Below are 18,330 nucleotides of genomic sequence, written 5' to 3' on the forward strand. Positions count from 1 at the left end.
TCACCCGAAGCCCCTGAGCTTCACTTTCGAGCCCTTCGGCACCTTGGTGCCCGGCTGCGGATCCTGTTGCAGGACGAAGTCGAAACCACCGTTTCCACCGCCGTGGCCATTGCCGTTTCCGCGACCCTCACGGTCGGGTTCCAGACCCGCCTGTTTCAGGATCTGGATCGCCTCTTCCATCCGCTTGAACGTCACGTTCGGTACTTCGACGGCGTTCGAAACGAACACCCCGATCCGGCGATTGCTCGCCTTGCCGCCGCCCTTCGGGTCGGTGCGGACCACCTGGCCGGCGGCGAACTGGTCGGAGAACTCCTCGCCCGCCTGGAACGGCTGGAAGCCCGCCTGCTGCAGGATCGCGAACGCGGCGTCCTTGGCCTGGCCCGTGACGTCCGGGACCGGCGGCAGCGGTTCGGGGCCCTTGGACAGGACGATCGTCACCTGTCCGCCGATGTTCAGCTGCGAACCGGGGCTCGGGTCGACGCGGATCACCTTGTTCTTGGCGACGTCGCTGAACTCCTGCTCACCCTGGACCGGGGTCAGCTGCGCGGCCTTGATCGCCGTCTCGGCGTCCTGCTGGCTCGTCCCGGCCTGGATGTCCGGCACGATCGGACGGCCCTTGGACAGCACGACGTTGACCGTGGCGCCCGGCGCGAGCGAGGTGCCCGCCGCCGGGTCGGACCGGATCACCGTGTGCTGCGCGGCGGTGTCGCTGTACTCCTCGGTGTAGGCGGGGGTCAGCTTCGCCGACCGGAGCGCGTCCCCGGCGGCGGCCTGGTTCATCCCGGCCAGTTTCGGCACGGAGGACGAGTTCGGGCCGGTGTCGTTGAGGATGAACGCGAACGCGCCGATCAGGCCGCCGAGGATCACCACGGCGGCCGCGATCATCAGGTAGAGGCGTTTGCGCGACTGGGGCTGGTCGTCGTCCGCGAGCGGTTTGGGCCGCGGGGGCGGCGTCCGGGGCGGCTGGGCGGCGGGCGGCTGCGGCTCCCGGTGCAGCGCCTGCGTTCCGCGCGGTCCGGTGACCGGCATGGTCGCTTCGGCGACCGGGGTCAGCACCGTGGTCGCCATGGCGGGGTTCACCGCCGGGACGGCGGGGATGCCGGGGGTGGTGCGCTCCGCGTCGGTCTCCCGGTCGGCGTCCGGCGGCAGCGGCACGGGTACCGGGACCGCCGGGATGCCGAGGACGGTGCGCAGATGGTTCAGCTCGGCGAGGAACACCGCGGCGTCGGCCGGGCGCTGCCCGGGGTCGCGGCGGGTGGCGCGCAGGATCAGCTCGTCCAGTAGCGGCGGGATCCCCTGCCGCAGTTCGCTCGGGCGCGGGACGTCGTCGTTGACGTGCCGGTACGCCACCGAGATGGCGGTGTCGCCGGTGTAAGGCGCTCGCCCGGTGAGCATTTCGTAGAGCAGGATCCCGGTCGAGTAGACGTCGCCCCTCGAGGTGGTCGCGCCGGTGGCGACCTGTTCGGGCGAGACGTAGGCGACCGTGCCGAGGATGACGCTCGAACTCGTGGTGCCCGCGCTCGCGATCGCGCGGACCAGGCCGAAGTCGCCCACCTTGACCACGCCACCCGAAAGCGCGGTGCCGCCGCGGCCGATGAGCACGTTCTCCGGTTTGACGTCGCGGTGCACCAGTCCGGCGGCGTGCGCCGCGGCCAGCGCGGACAGCACCGGCTCGGTGATGCTCAGCGCGAGTGCGACGTCCAGCGGGCCGCGTTCGGAGAGCAGTTCGCGCAGGGTGCCGCCGTCGACGAGTTCCATGACCAGGAACGCGCGGCCGGACTCCTCGCCGCCTGGGGTGTCGAAGCCCTGGTCGTGCACCGCCACCACGTGCGGATGGTGCAGCCGGGCCGCCGAGCGGGCCTCCCGTTCGAAGCGCTCGACGAACGACCTGTCGTCGGCGAAGCGCGGGTCCATGATCTTGATGGCGACCTGGCGGTCCAGGCGGGTGTCGACGCCGCGGTACACCGACGACATCCCGCCGCGCGCGAGCAGCTTGTCCACCCGGTAGCGGCCCTCGAGCAGAGTGCCCACCAGAGTGGGGTCCGTGCGTGTCACGGCTATGGATCGTACGGAAGTGCCCATGTTCTGATGCACGTGACCTGGCTCGCCGAGGATCACGATTTCCGTCATCTCCTCGAATCGGCGGTATGGGTGACCGTGTAGGCACTCTCCGTCATGCCCAAGTCGTCACCCGTGCGTACTAGCGGAGCGGGAGACGGAATGTGGCACAGTGTCACCTGTGAGTGGTATTCCCGTCGCCGACGACGTTCTCGGTGCAGATGTGGCTGTTCTCCCGCTTCCGGAGGTCGCGACCGCGCTGAACATTTCGGCCAACAAGGTCCGCCAGATGCTGCGTGACGGTCACCTGATCGCCGTCCGGCGCAAGGGCGAGCTGTACGTCCCGGCCGCGTTCCTGGTGAAGGACGGCGTGGTCAAGGGCCTGGCGGGCACCATCACCGTGCTCGCGGACTCCGGCTTCAGCCGGACGGAGATGCTGCGCTGGCTCTTCGCCGAGGACGACACCCTGCCGGGGGCCACCCCGGTCAACGCGCTCCGCACCAGCCACGGCACCGAGGTCAAGCGGCGCGCGCAGGCGATGGCGTTCTAGCCGTCCTGACCAGGGCATACGTCGCGGCCGCGAGCAGCTGGCAGCCCGCCGCGACGGTTACGGAGAGTGCGCTCAACGGTCCCGCGGCCGCGGCACCCGCCGCGTGTCCGGCGGCCGCGAGCAGGAAGCTCGCGGCACAGCAGGCCGGTCCTGAACGCTATGAACGGGCCGTTCCTTGCAAAATTTGCAAGGAACGGCCCGTTCATAGCACGCGGGAAGCGGGACTCAGCCCTGTTTGTCCCGCCACTGGATCCACGAGCGCAGTTTGTCGAGGTTGTAGTCCGGCCCGCCGGTCGCCACGGTGAACAGCGAGACGCCCTGCTCCAGCAGCTTCGGACCCAGCTCCTCGGGCTCGCCCTCGACGGCGACCGAACGCTCGATCTCCTTCGGGTCCCGGCCGACGTCGGCGCAGTGCTGGTCGAGGATCTTGACCTTGCGCTCGACGACCTCCGGGTCGCCGAAGCCGTGCCAGATGTCGGCGTGCTTCGCGACCAGGCGCAGTGTCTTCTTCTCGCCGCCGCCACCGATCAGCACCGGGATGTCCCGGACCGGCTGCGGGTTCAGCTTCCCGAGCCTGCTCTCGATCCGGGGGAGCGCCTCGGCGAGGTTGTCGAGCCGCCCGCCCGCGGTGCCGAACTCGTAGCCGTACTCGACGTAGTCCTTCTCGAACCAGCCGGAGCCGATGCCGAGGATCAGCCGTCCGTCGGAGATGTTGTCGACGGTGCGGGCCATGTCGGCCAGCAGTTCGGGATTGCGGTAGCTGTTGCACGTCACCAGCGCGCCGATCTCGACCCGTGACGTGGACTCCGCCCAGGCGCCCAGCATGGTCCAGCACTCGTAGTGCAGGCCCTCGGGCTCGCCGAAGAGCGGGTAGAAGTGGTCCCAGTTGAACACGATGTCCACACCGAGGTCTTCGGCCTCCGAAGCCGCCCGGCGGATGGTCTTGTATTCGGCGTGCTGCGGCTGCAACTGGACGCCGATCCGGATCTTCCTGTTCGAAGCAGTGGTCATATTGGAAGCCTAAGCCTGGAGTTGCTCCACGCGCTCGTCAGTAATTTCGGCAGGGCGACGGCCGCGCGACGACGGCGGGGGACGACGGCGCGGGTGTTCAGCACGTCATAACCGAGGGCGACGATCTCGTCGAGAATGCCTTCGTAGAGTACGAGCGCGGTCCGCACGCAGTCCCGGGATTCCTCGCGCAGCAACGGGATTCCCGCTTCGGCCCGGCGGTACACCGCCCGGTTGCGCGCCACCGCCACGGCGAGCGCGCGCCGCACCCGCCGGTCCGGCAGACCGCGGGCGCGCGACCATTCGAGCAGTTCGCGGTCGACGCCGAACGCCGCGAGTTCCTCGGTGGGCAGGTACAGCCGCCCCCGGTCGAGGTCCTCGCCGATGTCGCGCAGGAAGTTGGTCAGCTGGAACGCCTCGCCCAGCGCGGCGGCACCGGGTTCGGCGTCGGGGGTCGGGACGACGGTGCCGAAGACCGGCAGCATCTGGAGGCCGATCACCTCGGCCGAACCGTGGATGTAGTCCTTGAGGTCGGCGTAGGTCGCGTACTCGGTGATCTTGAGGTCCATCGCCATGGACCGCAGGAACGCGTCGAACAGGTCGCGGTCCAGGTCGTGGCGCCGCACGGTGTCGGCGAGCGCGGCCAGCACCGGATCGGACGGTGTGCCGCCGTCGAAGACCTGCCCGACCCGTCCGGCGACCTCGTCGAGCGCGAACGCAGGATCGGTGCCGGGCGCGGGATTGTCGACCAGTTCGTCCGCCATCCGCGCGAAGCCGTATAGCGCGTGCGCGAACGGGCGCGTTCGCGACGGCAGCAGCCGGGTCGCGAGGAAGAAGGTGCGGCCGTAGTGGGCGTTGATGCGGCGGCATTCGGTGTACGCCGCCCGCAACGCCGGTTCGGTGATGCCCGCGGCGTCGAGTTCGTTCATCGGCCGGTGACCCTTCCCGCCGCGAGCCTGCCGGAGATCACCACCGGCGGGATACCGACGCCCGGCGTGGTCCCGCAGCCCGCCAGCACGACGTTTTCCGCCGCCCGCACCAGGTTTCCCGGCCGGAACGGGCCGGTCTGGGCGAAGGTGTGCGCGAGCGAGAACGGGGTGCCCGCGGTGAGGCCGCGCTCCGCCCAGCCCGCCGGGGTGATCGTCTCGTCGACGGCGAAATCGTCCGCGAACCCGGTGAGGCCGCGCTTTTCCAGTGTCCGCAGGAGTTCTTCGCGATAGGCGGGCCCGACCCGGCCCCAGTCGATCTTGCCACGGCGCAGGTTCGGCGCCGGGGCCAGCACCGAGATCACCTGGTCGCCGCCGGGGGCGAGCCCCGGTTCGGTCGCGGTCGGCCGGGTCACCAGCAGCGACGGATCGCTCATCAGCCTGCCCTCGCGGATGATCTCCGAGAACGTCTTTTCCCAGGCGTGGCCGAAGAAGATGGTGTGGTGGCTCAGTTCCGGCCATGATTTCGGCGCGTGCCCGTGCAGCACGACGGCCGACGGCGAGTACCGCAGCGGCAGCGGACGCCGGGGGCGGGCGCCGAGCAGCCGGTACGCGGTGCCGAGTTCGGTCGCGAGAACCACGGTGTCGCAAGGGATCCGCTCACCCGAGCGGGTCCGCACCGCACGCACCCGCGAGGAAACCCTTTCCAGCCAAGCGGCTTCGGTGCCGAACCGCAGTTCCGCACCGGCGCGTTCGGCCGCGCTCGTCATCGCCCGCGCGATCGCGCCCATCCCGCCCGCCGGGTAGTAGACCCCGCCGACGGTGTCCATGAAGGAGATGACGCCGTACGCGCCGATCGCGCGCGCCGGGTCGAGTCCCGCGTAGAGCGCCTGGAAGGAGAACAGGCGGCGCACCCGGTCGTCGCGCAGGAAGCCGCCGATCTTCGGGCCGAGCCGTCCGAAACCGCCCAGTGCGACCAGTTTCGCCAGTTCCGGGCGAACGAGGTCGAACGGGGAGTCGAAGTTCGCGCCGATGAAGTGGTCCTTCTGCACCGCGTACAACTCGGTGAGCCAGCGCCGCAGACGACGGTAGCCCTCGGCCTCGGCCGGGCCGGCGGCCGCGCGGATCTCGGCCTCCATCGCCGCCGCCTCGGTGTGCACGGCGATCGTGCTGCCGTCGGCGAACCGCGCGCGATAGGCCGGGTCGAGCCGGGTCAGGGTCAGGTTGTCCGCCAGGGATTCGCCGACCGCCGCGAAGGCCTCGTCGAGCAGTTCCGGCATGGTCAGCACGCTGGCACCGGTGTCGACGGTGTTGCCGCCGAAATCCGACTGACCGGCCCGGCCGCCGGGGGTCTTGTCCTGCTCCAGCAAGGTCACCCGGCGTCCGGCGCCGAGCAGGTGCAGCGTCGCCGACAGCCCGGCGAGCCCGCCACCGATCACCACCACGTGGTCACTCGGACCGGTGACGGTGCGCATCAGTACGTCCGCTGGGTCGCCTTGACGACCAGTCCGGTCAGCGCGGCGGGAGCGGGCTCGGCCAGGTGGGCGCGGTCCAGCGCCGCCATCGCGGACTCGGTGAGCTCGTCGATGCGGCGTTCCACGGCGTCGACAGCGCCGACGTCCTGTAGTGCTTCGCGCACGGTCTCGACGGCGTCTTCGGAGAGGTGCGCGTCGCCGATGGCGTCGGAGATGACCCGCGCCGCGGCGTCCTTGCCCTGCTCGGCCGCTCGCTGGAGACCCAGTGCGACCAGCAGTGTCCGCTTGCCTTCGCGCAGGTCGTCGCCGGCGGGTTTCCCGGTGACCGACGGGTCGCCGAACACGCCGAGCAGGTCGTCCCGCAGCTGGAACGCCACGCCGACCTCGTCGCCGAACTCGCGCAGCGTCGCGATCAGGGCGTCGTCGGCGCCACCGAGCGCGGCACCGAGGTGAAGCGGGCGCATGACGGTGTACGCGGCCGTCTTGAGCTTGCAGATGTGCAGCGCCGCCTCGGGGGAGGCGTCGCCGGTGGCCTGGGTGCGGACGTCGAGGTACTGCCCGGCGAGCACCTCGGTGCGCATCGCGCGCCACGCGGGCCGCGCCGCCGCGAGGGCCGCGGGCGGGAGCGGGGCCTCGCCGAACATGTCGTCGGCCCAGGCCAGCGCGAGGTCGCCGACCAGGACGGCGGTCGCGAGCCCGAACGTGCTCGGCGAACCCAGCCAGCCGCTGTCGGCGTGGAGCTTGGCGCCCGCGATGTGCACCGTCGGCGAACCGCGGCGCGAATCGGAGGAGTCGATGAGGTCGTCGTGGATCAGCGCGCACGCCTGGATCAGCTCCAGGCTGGCCACCGCCTGCAGCACGCCTTCGACGTCCGGCCCCGCCGGATCGCCGCCCGCGCCGCGCCAGCCCCACCACGCGAAAGTGGGACGCAGGCGTTTGCCGCCGCCCAGTACGAACCCGGCCAGGGCGTCGATCCCGGCTCCCACGCTCGGTTCGGTGCGGCGGATCTCGGCACCGGCGCGCTCGAGGAACCCGGCCAGCGCCCGCTCGACGTTGGCGGGCAGATCGGCGTCGTAGGCGGACGTGTCCATGAGCACATCCTCCGGGAAGGGCGCCGTCGTGACCCAGTCGGGTGGCGTGGAATGTGGCGAAACAGACGTCAGCCGCGGCCCTTGTCGCGCGCCCCCTTGTCGTAGTGCCGCTTCGCCCGCGCCCGGTTCCCGCAGTCCGACGAACTGCACCAGCGCCGCGACCGGTTGCGCGTGTGGTCGGTGAAGATCCAGCCGCATCCCGGCCCCTCGCATTCCCGGATCCGATCGAGGTCCCCGGACCGCAGTAGGTCCTCGGTCGCCAGCGCGAGAAAGTGCGGCAGCGCGGTGTCGTTCACCAGCGGAACCGTCCAGCGCAGCGGCAAGGACGGCGCGAGTTCGGCGTGCCGATACGCGGAGACCAGCGACTTCCGCAGTGGCCCGACGTCCGGCGGGTCCGACACGAGCACCTGATAGAGCGTTTCGCGGAACGCCTTCACCGTCTCCAGGACGGCCTCGGAGATCTCCAGTCGCTTGTCACCCGCGCCGACCAGGACGACCCATTCGGACAGTCGCGTCGGAGCGGAAAGCCGGTCGTCCCGCCTGGCCGGATCACGCCGCCAGGACACGGTGTTGACCAGGTCCAGCGGCACGCTTCCGCCGATGCTGTCGTACCCGTCCCAGTGGCCGTCCACCGAATCCTCCTAATGGTCAAACTCAGTTTAGCTTGTTAGGGTCTGAGCTATGACAACGCTCCGGGGGTCCTATCTGGCCGGCGCTCGCGTCGGCCTCGGGTTGGGTGTCGCGTCCTTCGTTCTCGGTGTCACCTTCGGCGCCTACAGCCAGACCCTGAACTGGGGGATCGCGGCCCCGATCGTCGCGTCGATCATCGTGTTCTCCGGCTCGGCCCAGTTCGCGATGGCCACCGCGCTCGCGGGCGGCGGCAACCTCGCCGTCGCGGTCGGCGCCGCCGCCCTGATCAACGCCCGGTTCCTGCCGATGGGTGTCGCCGTCGCCAAGGACCTGCGCGGCGGGCGACTGCGCCGTGCGTGGGAGGGGCAGGCCGTCGTCGACGGTTCCTGGGTGGCCGCCCATCTCGGCGGAGGACGCTTCGACCGCGAGAAGCTCATCGGCTGCACGCTCGTCCAGTTACCCGCATGGGTGCTGGGCACGGTGCTCGGTGTCCTCGCCGCCCCGTCACCCGACATCGTCGCGCGCTTCGGGCTCGACGTCGTGTTCCCCGGCTTCTTCCTGATCCTGCTCATCGGCGAACTGCGCCGTTCCCGCGAGGCGGTCTGGACGGCGGCGCTCGCCGCCTGCCTCGCCGGGATCCTGGTGCTGTTCGTCCCGGTCGGGCTCGCGCTGATCGGCGCTTCGGCCGCCGCCCTCGTCGGATTGGGGGCCCGGCGATGACACTCTGGATCGCCATCGTCGTCGTCGCGCTGATCAGCATCGGGTTCAAGGCGGCGGGCCCGGCCCTGCTCGGCGACCGGGAACTGCCGCCCCGGCTGGCCGGGGTGATCGTGCTGCTCGCGCCCGCCCTGCTGGCCGGTCTGGTGCTCACCGACATCAGCGGCCCGGCCTGGACCGGGGTCGACTGGACGCTCTGCGCCGGGCTGGCCGCGATCGCGGTGACCTACGTGCTGCGCGTACCGGTGCTCGCCGCGATCCTCTGCGGGGTAGTCGTCACCGCCGCACTGCGCTTCCTGATCTAGCTCCAGAACGGGCCGCTCAACCCGGCCTGCTTGAAGTACGCGGCCGCCGCGGCAGGATCGCGACGCTGGTAACCGTGCTCGAGCCTGCCCTCGTACCAGCCGGCCGCGAGCCGCCACAACGTCGCGAGATCCAGGACATATCCCTTATCCTGTCCCGTTTCCGTCAGCCATCCGTCCACACAGGACTCACCACAGAACAGCCGCTGGTTGCCGCAGGTGTGCACGACGTCGTCCCACATCCGCGCCGCCGGGACCAGGAAGTGCGCGACCAGGTCACCCGTCGGTGGGGTCTGGTCGTTCACCATCAGTGCCTGCGGCTCGCCGCAACCACGGCAGCGCGTGGACACCAGCACCTCGGGTTCGGTCTTGACCAGATGCGGGATCGCGAACGCGTCCCACGCGCAGCCGCCCCACCAGAGCGTCCGTTCACCCATCACGGAGAACCCGAGCGGGATCGCCGCGAACGGATGCGCCATCACGACGTGCTCGCGGTCGTCGAGCACCAGATGCCGCTGCTCCGCGAGCCGGTGCAGCGCCTGTTTCGCCACCGCGAGCGACCCGTGGGCGGCGTCGGCCAGTTCCGGCGCCGTCGGCCGCCTCCCGTGCTCGGCGAACGCGCGGTAGACCGCGACGCGGACGTCTTCGTCCCAGCTGGTGTCGGCTTCGGCGCTCATGGTTTCAGAGTCTCCCCAGGTGGACGCTGCTCGGCAACCGCTCGCGAGTGGCTGAAGTCGCATGTCCATTGCCTGAGAGGGGGCTCCCAGCCAGCGGACTTTCCCCCTTAACATGGCGGTATGACGTCGGTGGTCGAGCGGTTGCAGGGTGATGGACCCGTGTTCTCCATCGAGTTCTTCCCGCCAAGGGACACGGCGGACGAGGCCGTGCTGTGGAAGTCGATCCGGGAACTCGAGCCGCTGGACCCGGCGTACATGTCGATCACCTACGGCGCCGGCGGCTCCAGCCGCGACGGCACGATCCGCAGCATCGCCCGCGTCGCCACCGAGACCACGCTGGTGCCGATGGCGCACCTCACCGCCGTGAACCACTCGGTCGCGGAACTGCGCAACGTCATCGGCTGGTACGCCGCGGTCGGCGTGCGGAACATCCTCGCGCTGCGGGGCGACCCGCCGGGCGACGTCTACGGCGACTGGGTCCCGCATCCGGACGGGCTCAACTACGCCGAGGAACTCGTCGAACTGGTGCGGTCCCTCGGCGACTTCTGCGTCGGCGTCTCGGCGTTCCCGTACGGCCACCCGAGGTCGGCGAACCTCGAAGCCGACACCGAGTACCTCGTGCGCAAGCTCCGCGCGGGCGCGGATTTCGCGATCGCGCAGCTGTTCTTCGAACCCGAGGACTTCCTCCGCCTGCGGGACCGGGTGGCGGCCACCGGCTGCGAGGCGCTGGTCATCCCCGGCATCATGCCGCTGACCACGCTGCGGACGCTGCACACGTCGATCAAGCTCTCCGGCGCGCCCGCGCCGCGGCGGCTGCTGGACCGGCTCGAACCGCTGGCCGACGACCCGAAGGCCTTCCGCTCGGAGGGGATCGACGCGGTGACCGAACTGTGCGAGCGGCTCATCGCCGAAGGCGTCCCCGACCTGCACTTCTACACGTTCAACCGGTCCAAGGCCACGCGCGAGGTGGTCAGCAGGCTCGGCCTGGTCCCGGCCCGCGCGTAACTCCGTACCGAAGTCGCCCGTCATCCCGGTAGCGTGCTGGTCATGGCTTCGACCGCGCAAAGTGTGCACCAGATCTGTGACCGGTACGTCGACGAGTACGCGGCGGCCGATCCGGTCACCGCGACGACGTACGGCATCTCCGGATACGACGACCAGCTGACCGACTACTCGCCCGCCGGGTACGCGGCGCGGGCGACGATCGCCTCCCGCGCACTGGCCGACGTCGAAGCGGCCGAGCCACGCGACGACGGCGAACGCGCGGCCAAAGCGGTCTTCACCGAGCGGATCGGGCTGATCCTGGAGATCCACGAGGCGGGTCTCGACATCGCCGAGCTGAACGTGATCGAGAGCCCCGCGCAGAACCTGCGGATGGTCTTCGACCTCATGCCCACCGAGACCGAGGCGGACTGGGCGAACATCGCCGCCCGCATGGCCAAGGTTTCCGAGGCGCTCGGCCAGTATCGCGCGTCGCTGCTCGCCGGTGCCGACGCGGGCCACGTCGCCGCGCTCCGCCAGGTCGGCAAGGTCGCCGAGCAGGCGGAGACCTGGGCGGGTCTCAAGGACGAGCCCGGGTTCTTCAGCACGCTGATCTCGGGTGCGAAGGGCGTGTCCGACAAGCTGCGCGCTGAACTCGAGCGCTCCGCCCACGCCGCGCAGGAGGCGTACGCGGAGTTCGCCGGTTTCCTCCGCGCCGAGCTCGCCCCGCTGGCGCCGGTCAAGGACGCCGTCGGCGCCGAGGTCTACCAACTGTGGTCCCGGGTGTTCACCGGAGCCACCCTCGACCTGGACGAGGCCTACGCCTGGGGCTGGGTCGAGTTCACCCGCATCGAAACGGAAATGCGCGAGGTCGCGGGCCGGATCAAGCCCGGCGCCACCCTCGCCGAGGCGGCCGCCGTCCTCGACGCCGACCCGAAGTACGTCGTGCGCGGCCGGGCGGAGTTCCAGGCCTGGATGCAGAACCTGTCCGACAACGCGCTGAAGTCGTTGCGTGGCAAGCACTTCGACATCTCCGACCAGGTCATGGAGCTGGAGTGCAAGATCGCCCCGCCCGGCGGCACGGTCGGCGCGTACTACACCGCTCCCAGCGAGGACTTCTCCCGCCCGGGCCGGATGTGGTGGTCGCTGCCGCAGGGCAAGGACGAGTTCACCACCTGGCGTGAGGTCAGCACCGTCTATCACGAGGGCGCGCCGGGTCACCACCTGCAGATCGCGACCGCGGTCGACCAGTCCGCCTCGCTGAACAAGTACCAGCGGTTGCTGGCGTTCACGTCCGGGCACGCCGAGGGCTGGGCGCTGTACTCCGAGCGGCTGATGGAGGACCTCGGGTTCCTCGCCGACGACGGCGAACTGTTCGGCATGCTGTCCGAGCAGCTGTTCCGCGCCGCGCGCGTGATCGTCGACATCGGCATGCACCTGGAACCGGAGATCCCGGCGGGCACCGGCTTCCACGAGGGCGAGCGGTGGACGCCCGACCTCGGCCTGGAGTTCATGCTCACCCGGACCGTCACCGACGCGGCCCACGTGCACGACGAGATCGACCGCTACCTGGGCTGGCCGGGACAGGCGCCGTCGTACAAACTCGGCGAACGCCTCTGGCTCACCGCGCGCGACGAGGCCCGTGCCCGGCAGGGCGACGCCTTCGACATCAAGCAGTTCCACACGCGGGCGCTCGCGCTGGGCGGGATGGGGCTGGACACGCTGCGGGAGATGCTGGCCGCGCTGGACTGAGCCCGCTCTCGTTCCCCGTGCGGGTGATCACGCCGCGGCGAAAGCCGCAATGAAGGACGCTTTCATAGCAAAATTTGCTATGAAAGCGTCCTTCATTGCACCTTCGGATGTCGGCAGGGCGGTCAGCGCCCGCTGGGCCGTGAAGGACCCCTTGAGGGACCCAGAGTCCCTCAAAGTTCCCCTCACGGGCGCCGGACCGCGGCCCGACGGGCTGAAGGGGACTTTCCCCGCATCGCACGCGGCGAAAGTCCCCTTCAGCCCGCGACGCACCCACGGACCGCAATTCACGTGCGCACGTCGCCATTCCCTTGCTACGTTCCCTCCGTGCACCGGATCTTTCTCGTCACCCCACCCCCCGCCTCCTGAGCGGGGTGTGCGCGGCCGCGCGGCGTTCCAGCCGCCCGGCCGATCCGTGATGCGCTGAAAGCACCCCGCGTCGTCGACGTCCCTTCCGACAGACACAGACGCAGGAGCGTTTTCCCATGTCCCTTGCCGTACCCACGCGCGCCCGATCGTCGGCCGCGCTGGTCCTCGCCGGCGTCCTCTGGGGGACCGGCGGTCTCGCCGGTTCCCTGCTCGCCTCCCGTGCGGGACTCCATCCGCTGAGCGTCGCCGCGTACCGGCTGCTCATCGGCGGCCTGATCGCCACCGGCTACCTCTGGCTCACTGGAGGACTCCGCGGCCTTCCCCGCACACCCCAGGCGCGCCGTCGCCTTCTGACGGTCGGTGGCCTGTTGGCCCTCTTCCAGACCAGCTACTTCGCCGCGGTCTCGCTGAGTTCCGTGAGCGTCGCGACCATGACCACCATCGGCAGCGCCCCCGTGCTGCTCACCGTCGCGACGGTCGTCAGAACCCGGCGCCTGCCCGGAACGTGGACGCTGGTGTCCCTGGCCGGTTCCCTCGTGGGACTCGCGCTGTTGCAGTGGACGCCAGGCGAGAAGGCCAACGTCGCCGGAGTGCTCTTCACGCTTCTCGCCGCGGCCGGGTTCGCCGCGCTGACGCTGGTCACCGCGACCCGCGTCGAGGGCCTGGATCCCTTGCCCACCACCGCTTTCGGTTGCCTGATCGGCGGCGCGGCGCTCATGCCGGCCGCGCTGTGGTTCGGGATGGCCGTGCCGCCGCAAGCCGACGTGTTCGCGCTCGTCCTCTACTTCGGCATCGTGCCCACGGCGCTGGCGTACGCCGCGTACTTCCGCGGTCTCGAAGGCGCGCATCCCGTACTGGCCGCGTTGTCCGCTTTGCTCGAACCGCTGACCGCCGCGCTGCTGTCCATGGCCGTGCTCGGGGAACGGCTCGGCGCCGTCGGCTGGTGCGGTGCGGCGGTGCTGATCGCCGCGCTCGCCGTCGCCTATACGAAGCCTTAGAGGGGCAGCGTCCGGCCGAGGATCGCGAACGCCCGCGGATCCCCGGCGAAGTGGTAGTCCCGCAGCACATCGACGAAGCCGACGCGCCGGTACAGGTTCCAGGCCCGGCTGGTGCCTTCCGGCGTGGAAAGGAGGACGTGGGCGCTGGGCACGCCGTCGAGTAGTCGTCGCAGGAGGTCCTCACCGATCCGCTTCCCCTGGCTCGCGGGGCTGACGTGGATCTCGGTGAGTTCGAAGTAGTCGGACATCCAGTGCTCGGCGGCGGCCTGGCCCTCGCGGCGGGTCAGGCCGTGGCGGACCTGCTCATGCCACCACTGGCCGCCGCGGCCCTTGTAGCCGTAGGCGAGCCCGAGCAGGACGCCGTCCGCGTCGAGCGCGGCCATACAGCGCCAGCCTTCGCGGAGCGCGTGGGTGAGCCACATCGGTGCGCGTTGTTCCGCCGTGCCTTCGGGGTAGCGCATGGCGTTGACGTAGATGGTCAGCGCCTCGGGGAGCCGGGCGCGGAACTCGTCCGCGGACAGCTGGACGTAACGGGTGCATTCCGAGGACATCGCGGTCACGGGCGCCCATCCTGCCCGCCGCCCGCGACGGCCGCGGGGGTGCCCCCGGTCAGTGCGACGAGCCCGTCGAACGTCGTGGGATACACCGACTTCGGGTGCCCGGCGGCGGCCCAGACGACGTCGTAGGCGCGCAGCGCGGTGTCGACGACGGTGGTCAGCGCCGCCGGGTGCCCGACCGGCGCGACCCCGCCGATCGGCTGCCCGGTGTGCTCGCGGACGAAATCCGCGTCGGCCTTGCCGACCTCGTCGGCGCCGGTCAGCGAGGCGAGGAACGCGGTGTCGGCGCGATGCGCGCCGGAGGTCAAGGCGAGTAGAGCGGTCTCGGATCCGCCGGTACGGCTGCGGAACACGAGGCTGTTCGCGATCGCGCCGACCTCGACACCGAGCGCTTCGGCTGCTTGCGCGGCCGTGCGGACTTCGGCGGGGAGGATCCGGATGCCGTCGGCGGCGGCCTGCTGACCCGCTTCCGCGAGTGCGGCCGCGACCTTGGCCACCGAGGGATGGCCGGACTGGTCGATGGTGCTCATGAGCCTATGAGATCACGTGGCCGATCCGGTGTCCCGCACCACATGCGGCGATCACCCGGCTACGGGGTCGAGGCTGCCGGGGTTGAAGAAAGGGGCACTTCAGGGTTACATTGGTCTTGTTCGAACAGACGTTCGACATTCGGTGAGCGCGCACCGGTAGGTGCCCGGAGCGGGGGCGGGGGAAGCGCCTCGGCACCGGGCACCGGCCGGCGCTCACGTACAGGAGGAGGGTCGTCATGTCCGTTTCGGTCGTGTCCCCCGACGAAGCCAAGAGGCCGGGGGGCGCCGCGCAGCCCGCCCTGCCGATGTCGTTGCGCCCGCCGGCACCACCCGCGGCGGTCTCCTTGTACGCACAGGCAAGGCGTGGCCTTGGCGAAGCAGAGCGGGAGACCGATCCCGCGGAGCGGTTCATCGGGGCGTATCTCGCCGCGCTGCGGGGCGCCGCGGCGGTGCTGGAGGCCCGCGGGCGTCCGCACCGGGGCCGTGCCCGGCCGGCGAGCGGCTGGGTGCTGCTCGAATCGGTCGCACCCGAGCTGAAGGACTGGGCGGTGTTCTTCGCGGCCAACTCCGCGACGCGGGCGGCCGCGCAGGCCGGGATCACCGGCAAGGTCACCGTCGAAATGGCGGACGAGCTGGCGCAGGCGGCCTCGGTGTTCCTGGAACTGGTGCGCCGGGTGGTGCACGGGCTGTCGATGGGTGACGGAGCTTATGTGGCCTGACTCACAGCCTCTTTCAAAGCGCGTTTTCGGATTTCCGCAGCCGGGCCGCGGCATCGGCTGGTCACTCACTCAGCCGTGTCAGCGGCCCGCCTCCGCAAAACCGAGGCCTCCGGCCGAAAACAACCGCGCGCGTGTCCTCGCCTGACCAGCCGACTTCGGTTTTGAGAGACACGTTCCAGCCACAGAGAGGGGGTGCCCGATGGCCGGGCAGGCCATGATCGACCAGGGCAGGTTCCTGGAGGTGATCGGCGCCGAGACCGAGCTGATGGCTCAGGTGGCGCACACCGCGTCCGCCGACGCGCCGGTCCCGACCTGCCCCGGCTGGACCCTCGGCGAGGTGCTCAGGCACGTGGGCAGTGTCTACCGGGTCTCCCGGCGGTGGCTCATCGACGGACGGCGTCCCGAGCACTGGCAGCGCAAGCCGGGGCCGGGACAGACGCTGGAGGAGTACTTCCGTGAGGGCCGGGACGAACTCGTCGCCGAACTGTCCGCGCACGACGCGGACGAACTGGCCCCGACCTGGTGGCCGGCGGACCGCAGTTACGGGTTCTGGCGGCGGCGTATGGCGCACGAGGCGACGATCCACCGGATCGACGCGGAGAGCGCGGCCGGACGGGACGTGTCGGAGATCCCCGAAGACGTGGCAGTCGACGGGATCGACGAGGCGCTGGCGCTCTGGTTCGGCCAGCGGCTGCCGCTGCTGGGACTGTCCGGCACCAAAACCGGCTCGGTCGGCGTCCGCACCGCCGGCCACAACTGGATCGCCAGAGCCGGGCCCGCGGAAACGGTCGCCTGGCGATGCTCGGCAGAGGACGCCCAGCGCGCGGACGATCTGGTCACCGGCAGTCCGGACAAGATCTACCGCTGGCTCTGGGGCCGGGCGGGTCCGACGGCGGTGACGGTCAGCGGAGACCAGGACATGGCGGGACAACTCTGGGCCCTCTTGCGGCTCGCGACCCGATGACCGGTCGGTGGGGAAGCCAAACCGGTCAGAGCCAGTCGGCGGAGCTGAAGCGGGTTCACCTACGACACAGAAAGTGTCGGTGGTTCCGTCTAGATTCACCGGTGTGACAGCGCGCCTGGTGAACCTGGTCTTCGACTCGGCCCTTCCCAGAGATCTGGCGGGTTTCTGGGAAGGGCTGTTCAGCTGGGATGCCCCGTTCGAACCCGCCTTTCGCTCCGAGGCGGGGCCCAAACAGGGAAAGAACCGGCTGCACCTGGATCTGGCGAGCCGTTCGCCGGAACACCAGACCGAACTGGTGGACCGTGCGCTGTCCCTCGGCGCACGGCACGTCGACATCGGCCAAGGCCCGCCGGAGGAGAAACGGGTGCCGTGGGTGGTGCTGGCGGATCCCGAGGGAAACGAGTTCTGCGTCCTCGAGCCCCGCGAGCAGTACGCGGGCACCGGCGCGATCGCCTCGGTCGTCACCGACGCCCTGGACCCGGAGCGGCTCGCGCGATTCTGGTCGGCCGCGCTGGGCTGGGAGATCGGTGTCCGGGAGAAGGCGATCGTGGGCCTGCGGCCGCCGGACGGCCGTGGCCCGTGGGTCGAGTTCCTGGCATCCGAAGACGAGAAACGGCAGAAGAACCGGCTGCGGTTCGAGATCGCGCCACGGCGAGGCGGCAGCCGGGTGGCCGAAGTCCGGCGCCTGCGGGAACTCGGCGCGACAGGGCTGGGTTCGACAGGGCAGGGCGGTGAGGCGATGGTGGACCCGGAGGGCAACGAATTCAGCGTGCTCACGCCTCGCTGAGTTGTTTCGTCTGAGTTGCCTGGGGCGCCGAACGCTGACCTGAGCGAAACATCGGCGCCGTGGGCAGGCAACAACCGGCCGGGACCGTTGAGGTCATGGAGACCTATCGAGTCCGGCCCATCCAGGTTCATCCCGGTGAAGAGACGGCGGTCGCGTCCGCCTGGCGGGTCCGGGTCCGCGTGGACGACCGGCCGGGCACCCTGGCCAGGATCGCGATCCGGCTGGCCGACCTCGAGTGCAACATCCTGGGGCTGTCGGTGCTCCCGGTCCCCGGCGGCGTGCTCGACGAGATCGTCCTGCGCCCGGCCACCGGCCTGCCGCGGCAACTGCTCATCGACACCCTCCGCGACGAAGGGTGCGAATGCTCCGCCGTCATCGACGCGGATCTGGCCGAACTGGTCGATCCGGCCACCGCGACGCTCACCTCGGCCAAAAGAGCCGTCGAGGAGCCGGGTGGCCTCGCGGAGGTGCTCCGCGGGGTTCTCGCGGCCGACGTCGTCACGAGGGTCCCGTCGATCGAGGCGAACCCGGCCCGCACCGAGGGCGGGCACCGGGCGGTGTTCCCAGCAGGCGACGGCACCGCGTTCGTCGCGCGTCGCCGGTGGTCGCCGTTCGTCGAACTGGAACTGAGCCGGGCCGTCGCGCTGATCGGCCTGATGACCGCCGTCCAGGACAACGTGACCGGGCCGATCGTGCTCGACCGGCCCGACGGTGTCGCGATCGTCCTGCGGAAGGGCCTCCCCGGTGACGCGGAGGCGGTGTCCGCGCTGCACCAGAGATGCTCGATGACGACGCTCTTCCACCGCTACCACACCGGGATGCGTGCCGTACCGCGTCGCTGGCTGCACCGGCTGCTGATGCCGCCGCGCGGCGTGAGCCTGCTCGCGGTCTGCGGCCGTGACGTGATCGGGCTCGGCCAGCTGATCCCGTCGGCCAACGGCGGCGCGGCCGAAGTCTCGCTCCTGGTCGAGGATTCCTGGCAGCGCCAGGGCATCGGCACGGCCTTGCTGGCCCGGCTCGCCGTTCTCGCCACGGCCAAGGGGGAGCGCGAACTCGCCGCCGTCTGTCTGCCCGGCGACGACTCCCTCTATCGCACCGCCGCCCGCGTGGGGCTCCGCCCCGAACGCGTCCCCGGCGACTCCGGCACCCTCCGCCTCGCCCTCGCCACCCCCCGCGTTTAGTCCTCTACTTGCGGTAGTTCGCTCCCCGAACGACCGCAACTAGGTGACTACTTGCGGTCGT

Annotated in this window: 19 protein-coding genes; 10 read left to right on the plus strand and 9 right to left on the minus strand. The window is 70.6% G+C overall.

Features of this window, described 5'->3' with window-relative positions; genetic code table 11:
- Positions 1-2,055: a Stk1 family PASTA domain-containing Ser/Thr kinase gene (pknB, locus tag ACLARN_RS13535; protein ID WP_409491717.1), complete on the minus strand. Its 2,055-nt coding sequence runs from the start codon at positions 2,053-2,055 to the stop codon at positions 1-3.
- Between the two features lie 184 nt (positions 2,056-2,239).
- On the opposite strand from pknB, the gene ACLARN_RS13540 reads away from it, so the two are divergent.
- Positions 2,240-2,608, plus strand: coding sequence for an Rv2175c family DNA-binding protein (locus ACLARN_RS13540; protein ID WP_409491718.1), 369 nt, complete (start codon positions 2,240-2,242; stop codon positions 2,606-2,608).
- Between the two features lie 225 nt (positions 2,609-2,833).
- On the opposite strand, the gene ACLARN_RS13545 is transcribed toward ACLARN_RS13540, so the two are convergent.
- From ACLARN_RS13545 to ACLARN_RS13565, 5 genes are all read right to left on the minus strand, one after another.
- Entirely contained in the window at positions 2,834-3,619 is a 786-nt protein-coding gene (locus tag ACLARN_RS13545; protein ID WP_409491719.1) for an LLM class F420-dependent oxidoreductase, read from the minus strand.
- Positions 3,616-4,545 carry a phytoene/squalene synthase family protein gene (locus ACLARN_RS13550; RefSeq protein ID WP_409491720.1) on the minus strand — a complete coding sequence of 310 codons (930 nt, stop codon included), beginning with the start codon at positions 4,543-4,545 and terminating at the stop codon, positions 3,616-3,618. The genes ACLARN_RS13545 and ACLARN_RS13550 overlap by 4 nt, the downstream gene beginning before the upstream one ends.
- Positions 4,542-6,017: a phytoene desaturase family protein gene (crtI, locus tag ACLARN_RS13555; protein WP_409491721.1), complete on the minus strand. Its 1,476-nt coding sequence runs from the start codon at positions 6,015-6,017 to the stop codon at positions 4,542-4,544. The genes ACLARN_RS13550 and crtI overlap by 4 nt, the downstream gene beginning before the upstream one ends.
- Positions 6,017-7,108, minus strand: coding sequence for a polyprenyl synthetase family protein (locus ACLARN_RS13560; RefSeq protein ID WP_409491722.1), 1,092 nt, complete (start codon positions 7,106-7,108; stop codon positions 6,017-6,019). Before ACLARN_RS13560 ends, crtI begins: the two co-directional genes overlap by 1 nt.
- Positions 7,109-7,176: 68 nt before the next feature.
- On the minus strand, positions 7,177-7,740 hold the full coding sequence (locus tag ACLARN_RS13565) for a CGNR zinc finger domain-containing protein (protein ID WP_409491723.1): 564 nt from the start codon (positions 7,738-7,740) through the stop codon (positions 7,177-7,179).
- A 49-nt stretch (positions 7,741-7,789) separates the two neighbouring features.
- Here ACLARN_RS13565 and ACLARN_RS13570 point away from each other — a divergent pair, with 49 nt between their 5' ends.
- Together ACLARN_RS13570 and ACLARN_RS13575 are read left to right on the plus strand one after the other, a co-directional pair.
- Entirely contained in the window at positions 7,790-8,458 is a 669-nt protein-coding gene (locus tag ACLARN_RS13570; protein WP_409491724.1) for an AzlC family ABC transporter permease, read from the plus strand.
- Positions 8,455-8,760 (plus strand): AzlD domain-containing protein, encoded by a 306-nt coding sequence (locus tag ACLARN_RS13575; RefSeq protein WP_409491725.1) that lies wholly within the window; start codon positions 8,455-8,457, stop codon positions 8,758-8,760. The genes ACLARN_RS13570 and ACLARN_RS13575 overlap by 4 nt, the downstream gene beginning before the upstream one ends.
- Here ACLARN_RS13575 and merB read toward each other — a convergent pair.
- A complete protein-coding gene (merB, locus tag ACLARN_RS13580; RefSeq protein ID WP_409491726.1) occupies positions 8,757-9,434 on the minus strand; it encodes an organomercurial lyase in 678 nt (225 codons plus the stop codon). The two genes, ACLARN_RS13575 and merB, sit on opposite strands and share 4 nt — an antisense overlap.
- Positions 9,435-9,554: 120 nt before the next feature.
- Between merB and metF the strand changes: the two genes are divergently transcribed.
- The 3 genes from metF (at position 9,555) to ACLARN_RS13595 (ending at position 13,531) form a co-directional block, all read left to right on the plus strand.
- Entirely contained in the window at positions 9,555-10,439 is an 885-nt protein-coding gene (gene metF, locus ACLARN_RS13585; RefSeq protein WP_409491727.1) for a methylenetetrahydrofolate reductase [NAD(P)H], read from the plus strand.
- A 42-nt stretch (positions 10,440-10,481) separates the two neighbouring features.
- The gene (locus tag ACLARN_RS13590) at positions 10,482-12,167 is read left to right on the plus strand and encodes a DUF885 domain-containing protein (protein ID WP_409491728.1); all 1,686 of its coding nucleotides are present in this window, start codon (positions 10,482-10,484) and stop codon (positions 12,165-12,167) included.
- Positions 12,168-12,649: 482 nt separating this feature from the next.
- Positions 12,650-13,531, plus strand: coding sequence for a DMT family transporter (locus tag ACLARN_RS13595; RefSeq protein ID WP_409491729.1), 882 nt, complete (start codon positions 12,650-12,652; stop codon positions 13,529-13,531).
- Here ACLARN_RS13595 and ACLARN_RS13600 read toward each other — a convergent pair.
- Together ACLARN_RS13600 and ACLARN_RS13605 are read right to left on the minus strand one after the other, a co-directional pair.
- Positions 13,528-14,091 (minus strand): GNAT family N-acetyltransferase, encoded by a 564-nt coding sequence (locus ACLARN_RS13600; RefSeq protein ID WP_409491730.1) that lies wholly within the window; start codon positions 14,089-14,091, stop codon positions 13,528-13,530. The two genes, ACLARN_RS13595 and ACLARN_RS13600, sit on opposite strands and share 4 nt — an antisense overlap.
- Positions 14,088-14,618, minus strand: coding sequence for a YbaK/EbsC family protein (locus ACLARN_RS13605; protein ID WP_409491731.1), 531 nt, complete (start codon positions 14,616-14,618; stop codon positions 14,088-14,090). Before ACLARN_RS13605 ends, ACLARN_RS13600 begins: the two co-directional genes overlap by 4 nt.
- Positions 14,619-14,854: 236 nt before the next feature.
- Here ACLARN_RS13605 and ACLARN_RS13610 point away from each other — a divergent pair, with 236 nt between their 5' ends.
- The 4 genes from ACLARN_RS13610 to ACLARN_RS13625 all read left to right on the plus strand — a co-directional run bounded on the left by ACLARN_RS13610 (position 14,855) and on the right by ACLARN_RS13625 (position 18,269).
- The gene (locus ACLARN_RS13610; RefSeq protein ID WP_409491732.1) at positions 14,855-15,337 is read left to right on the plus strand and encodes an SAV_6107 family HEPN domain-containing protein; all 483 of its coding nucleotides are present in this window, start codon (positions 14,855-14,857) and stop codon (positions 15,335-15,337) included.
- Positions 15,338-15,536: 199 nt separating this feature from the next.
- Positions 15,537-16,301 carry a maleylpyruvate isomerase family mycothiol-dependent enzyme gene (locus ACLARN_RS13615; RefSeq protein ID WP_409491733.1) on the plus strand — a complete coding sequence of 255 codons (765 nt, stop codon included), beginning with the start codon at positions 15,537-15,539 and terminating at the stop codon, positions 16,299-16,301.
- Between the two features lie 103 nt (positions 16,302-16,404).
- The gene (locus ACLARN_RS13620) at positions 16,405-17,088 is read left to right on the plus strand and encodes a VOC family protein (protein ID WP_409491734.1); all 684 of its coding nucleotides are present in this window, start codon (positions 16,405-16,407) and stop codon (positions 17,086-17,088) included.
- Between the two features lie 95 nt (positions 17,089-17,183).
- A complete protein-coding gene (locus tag ACLARN_RS13625) occupies positions 17,184-18,269 on the plus strand; it encodes a GNAT family N-acetyltransferase (protein ID WP_409491735.1) in 1,086 nt (361 codons plus the stop codon).
- Positions 18,270-18,330 lie beyond the last annotated feature (61 nt).

This window comes from Amycolatopsis sp. cmx-11-12 (assembly GCF_046269425.1).
Taxonomy (GTDB): domain Bacteria; phylum Actinomycetota; class Actinomycetes; order Mycobacteriales; family Pseudonocardiaceae; genus Amycolatopsis.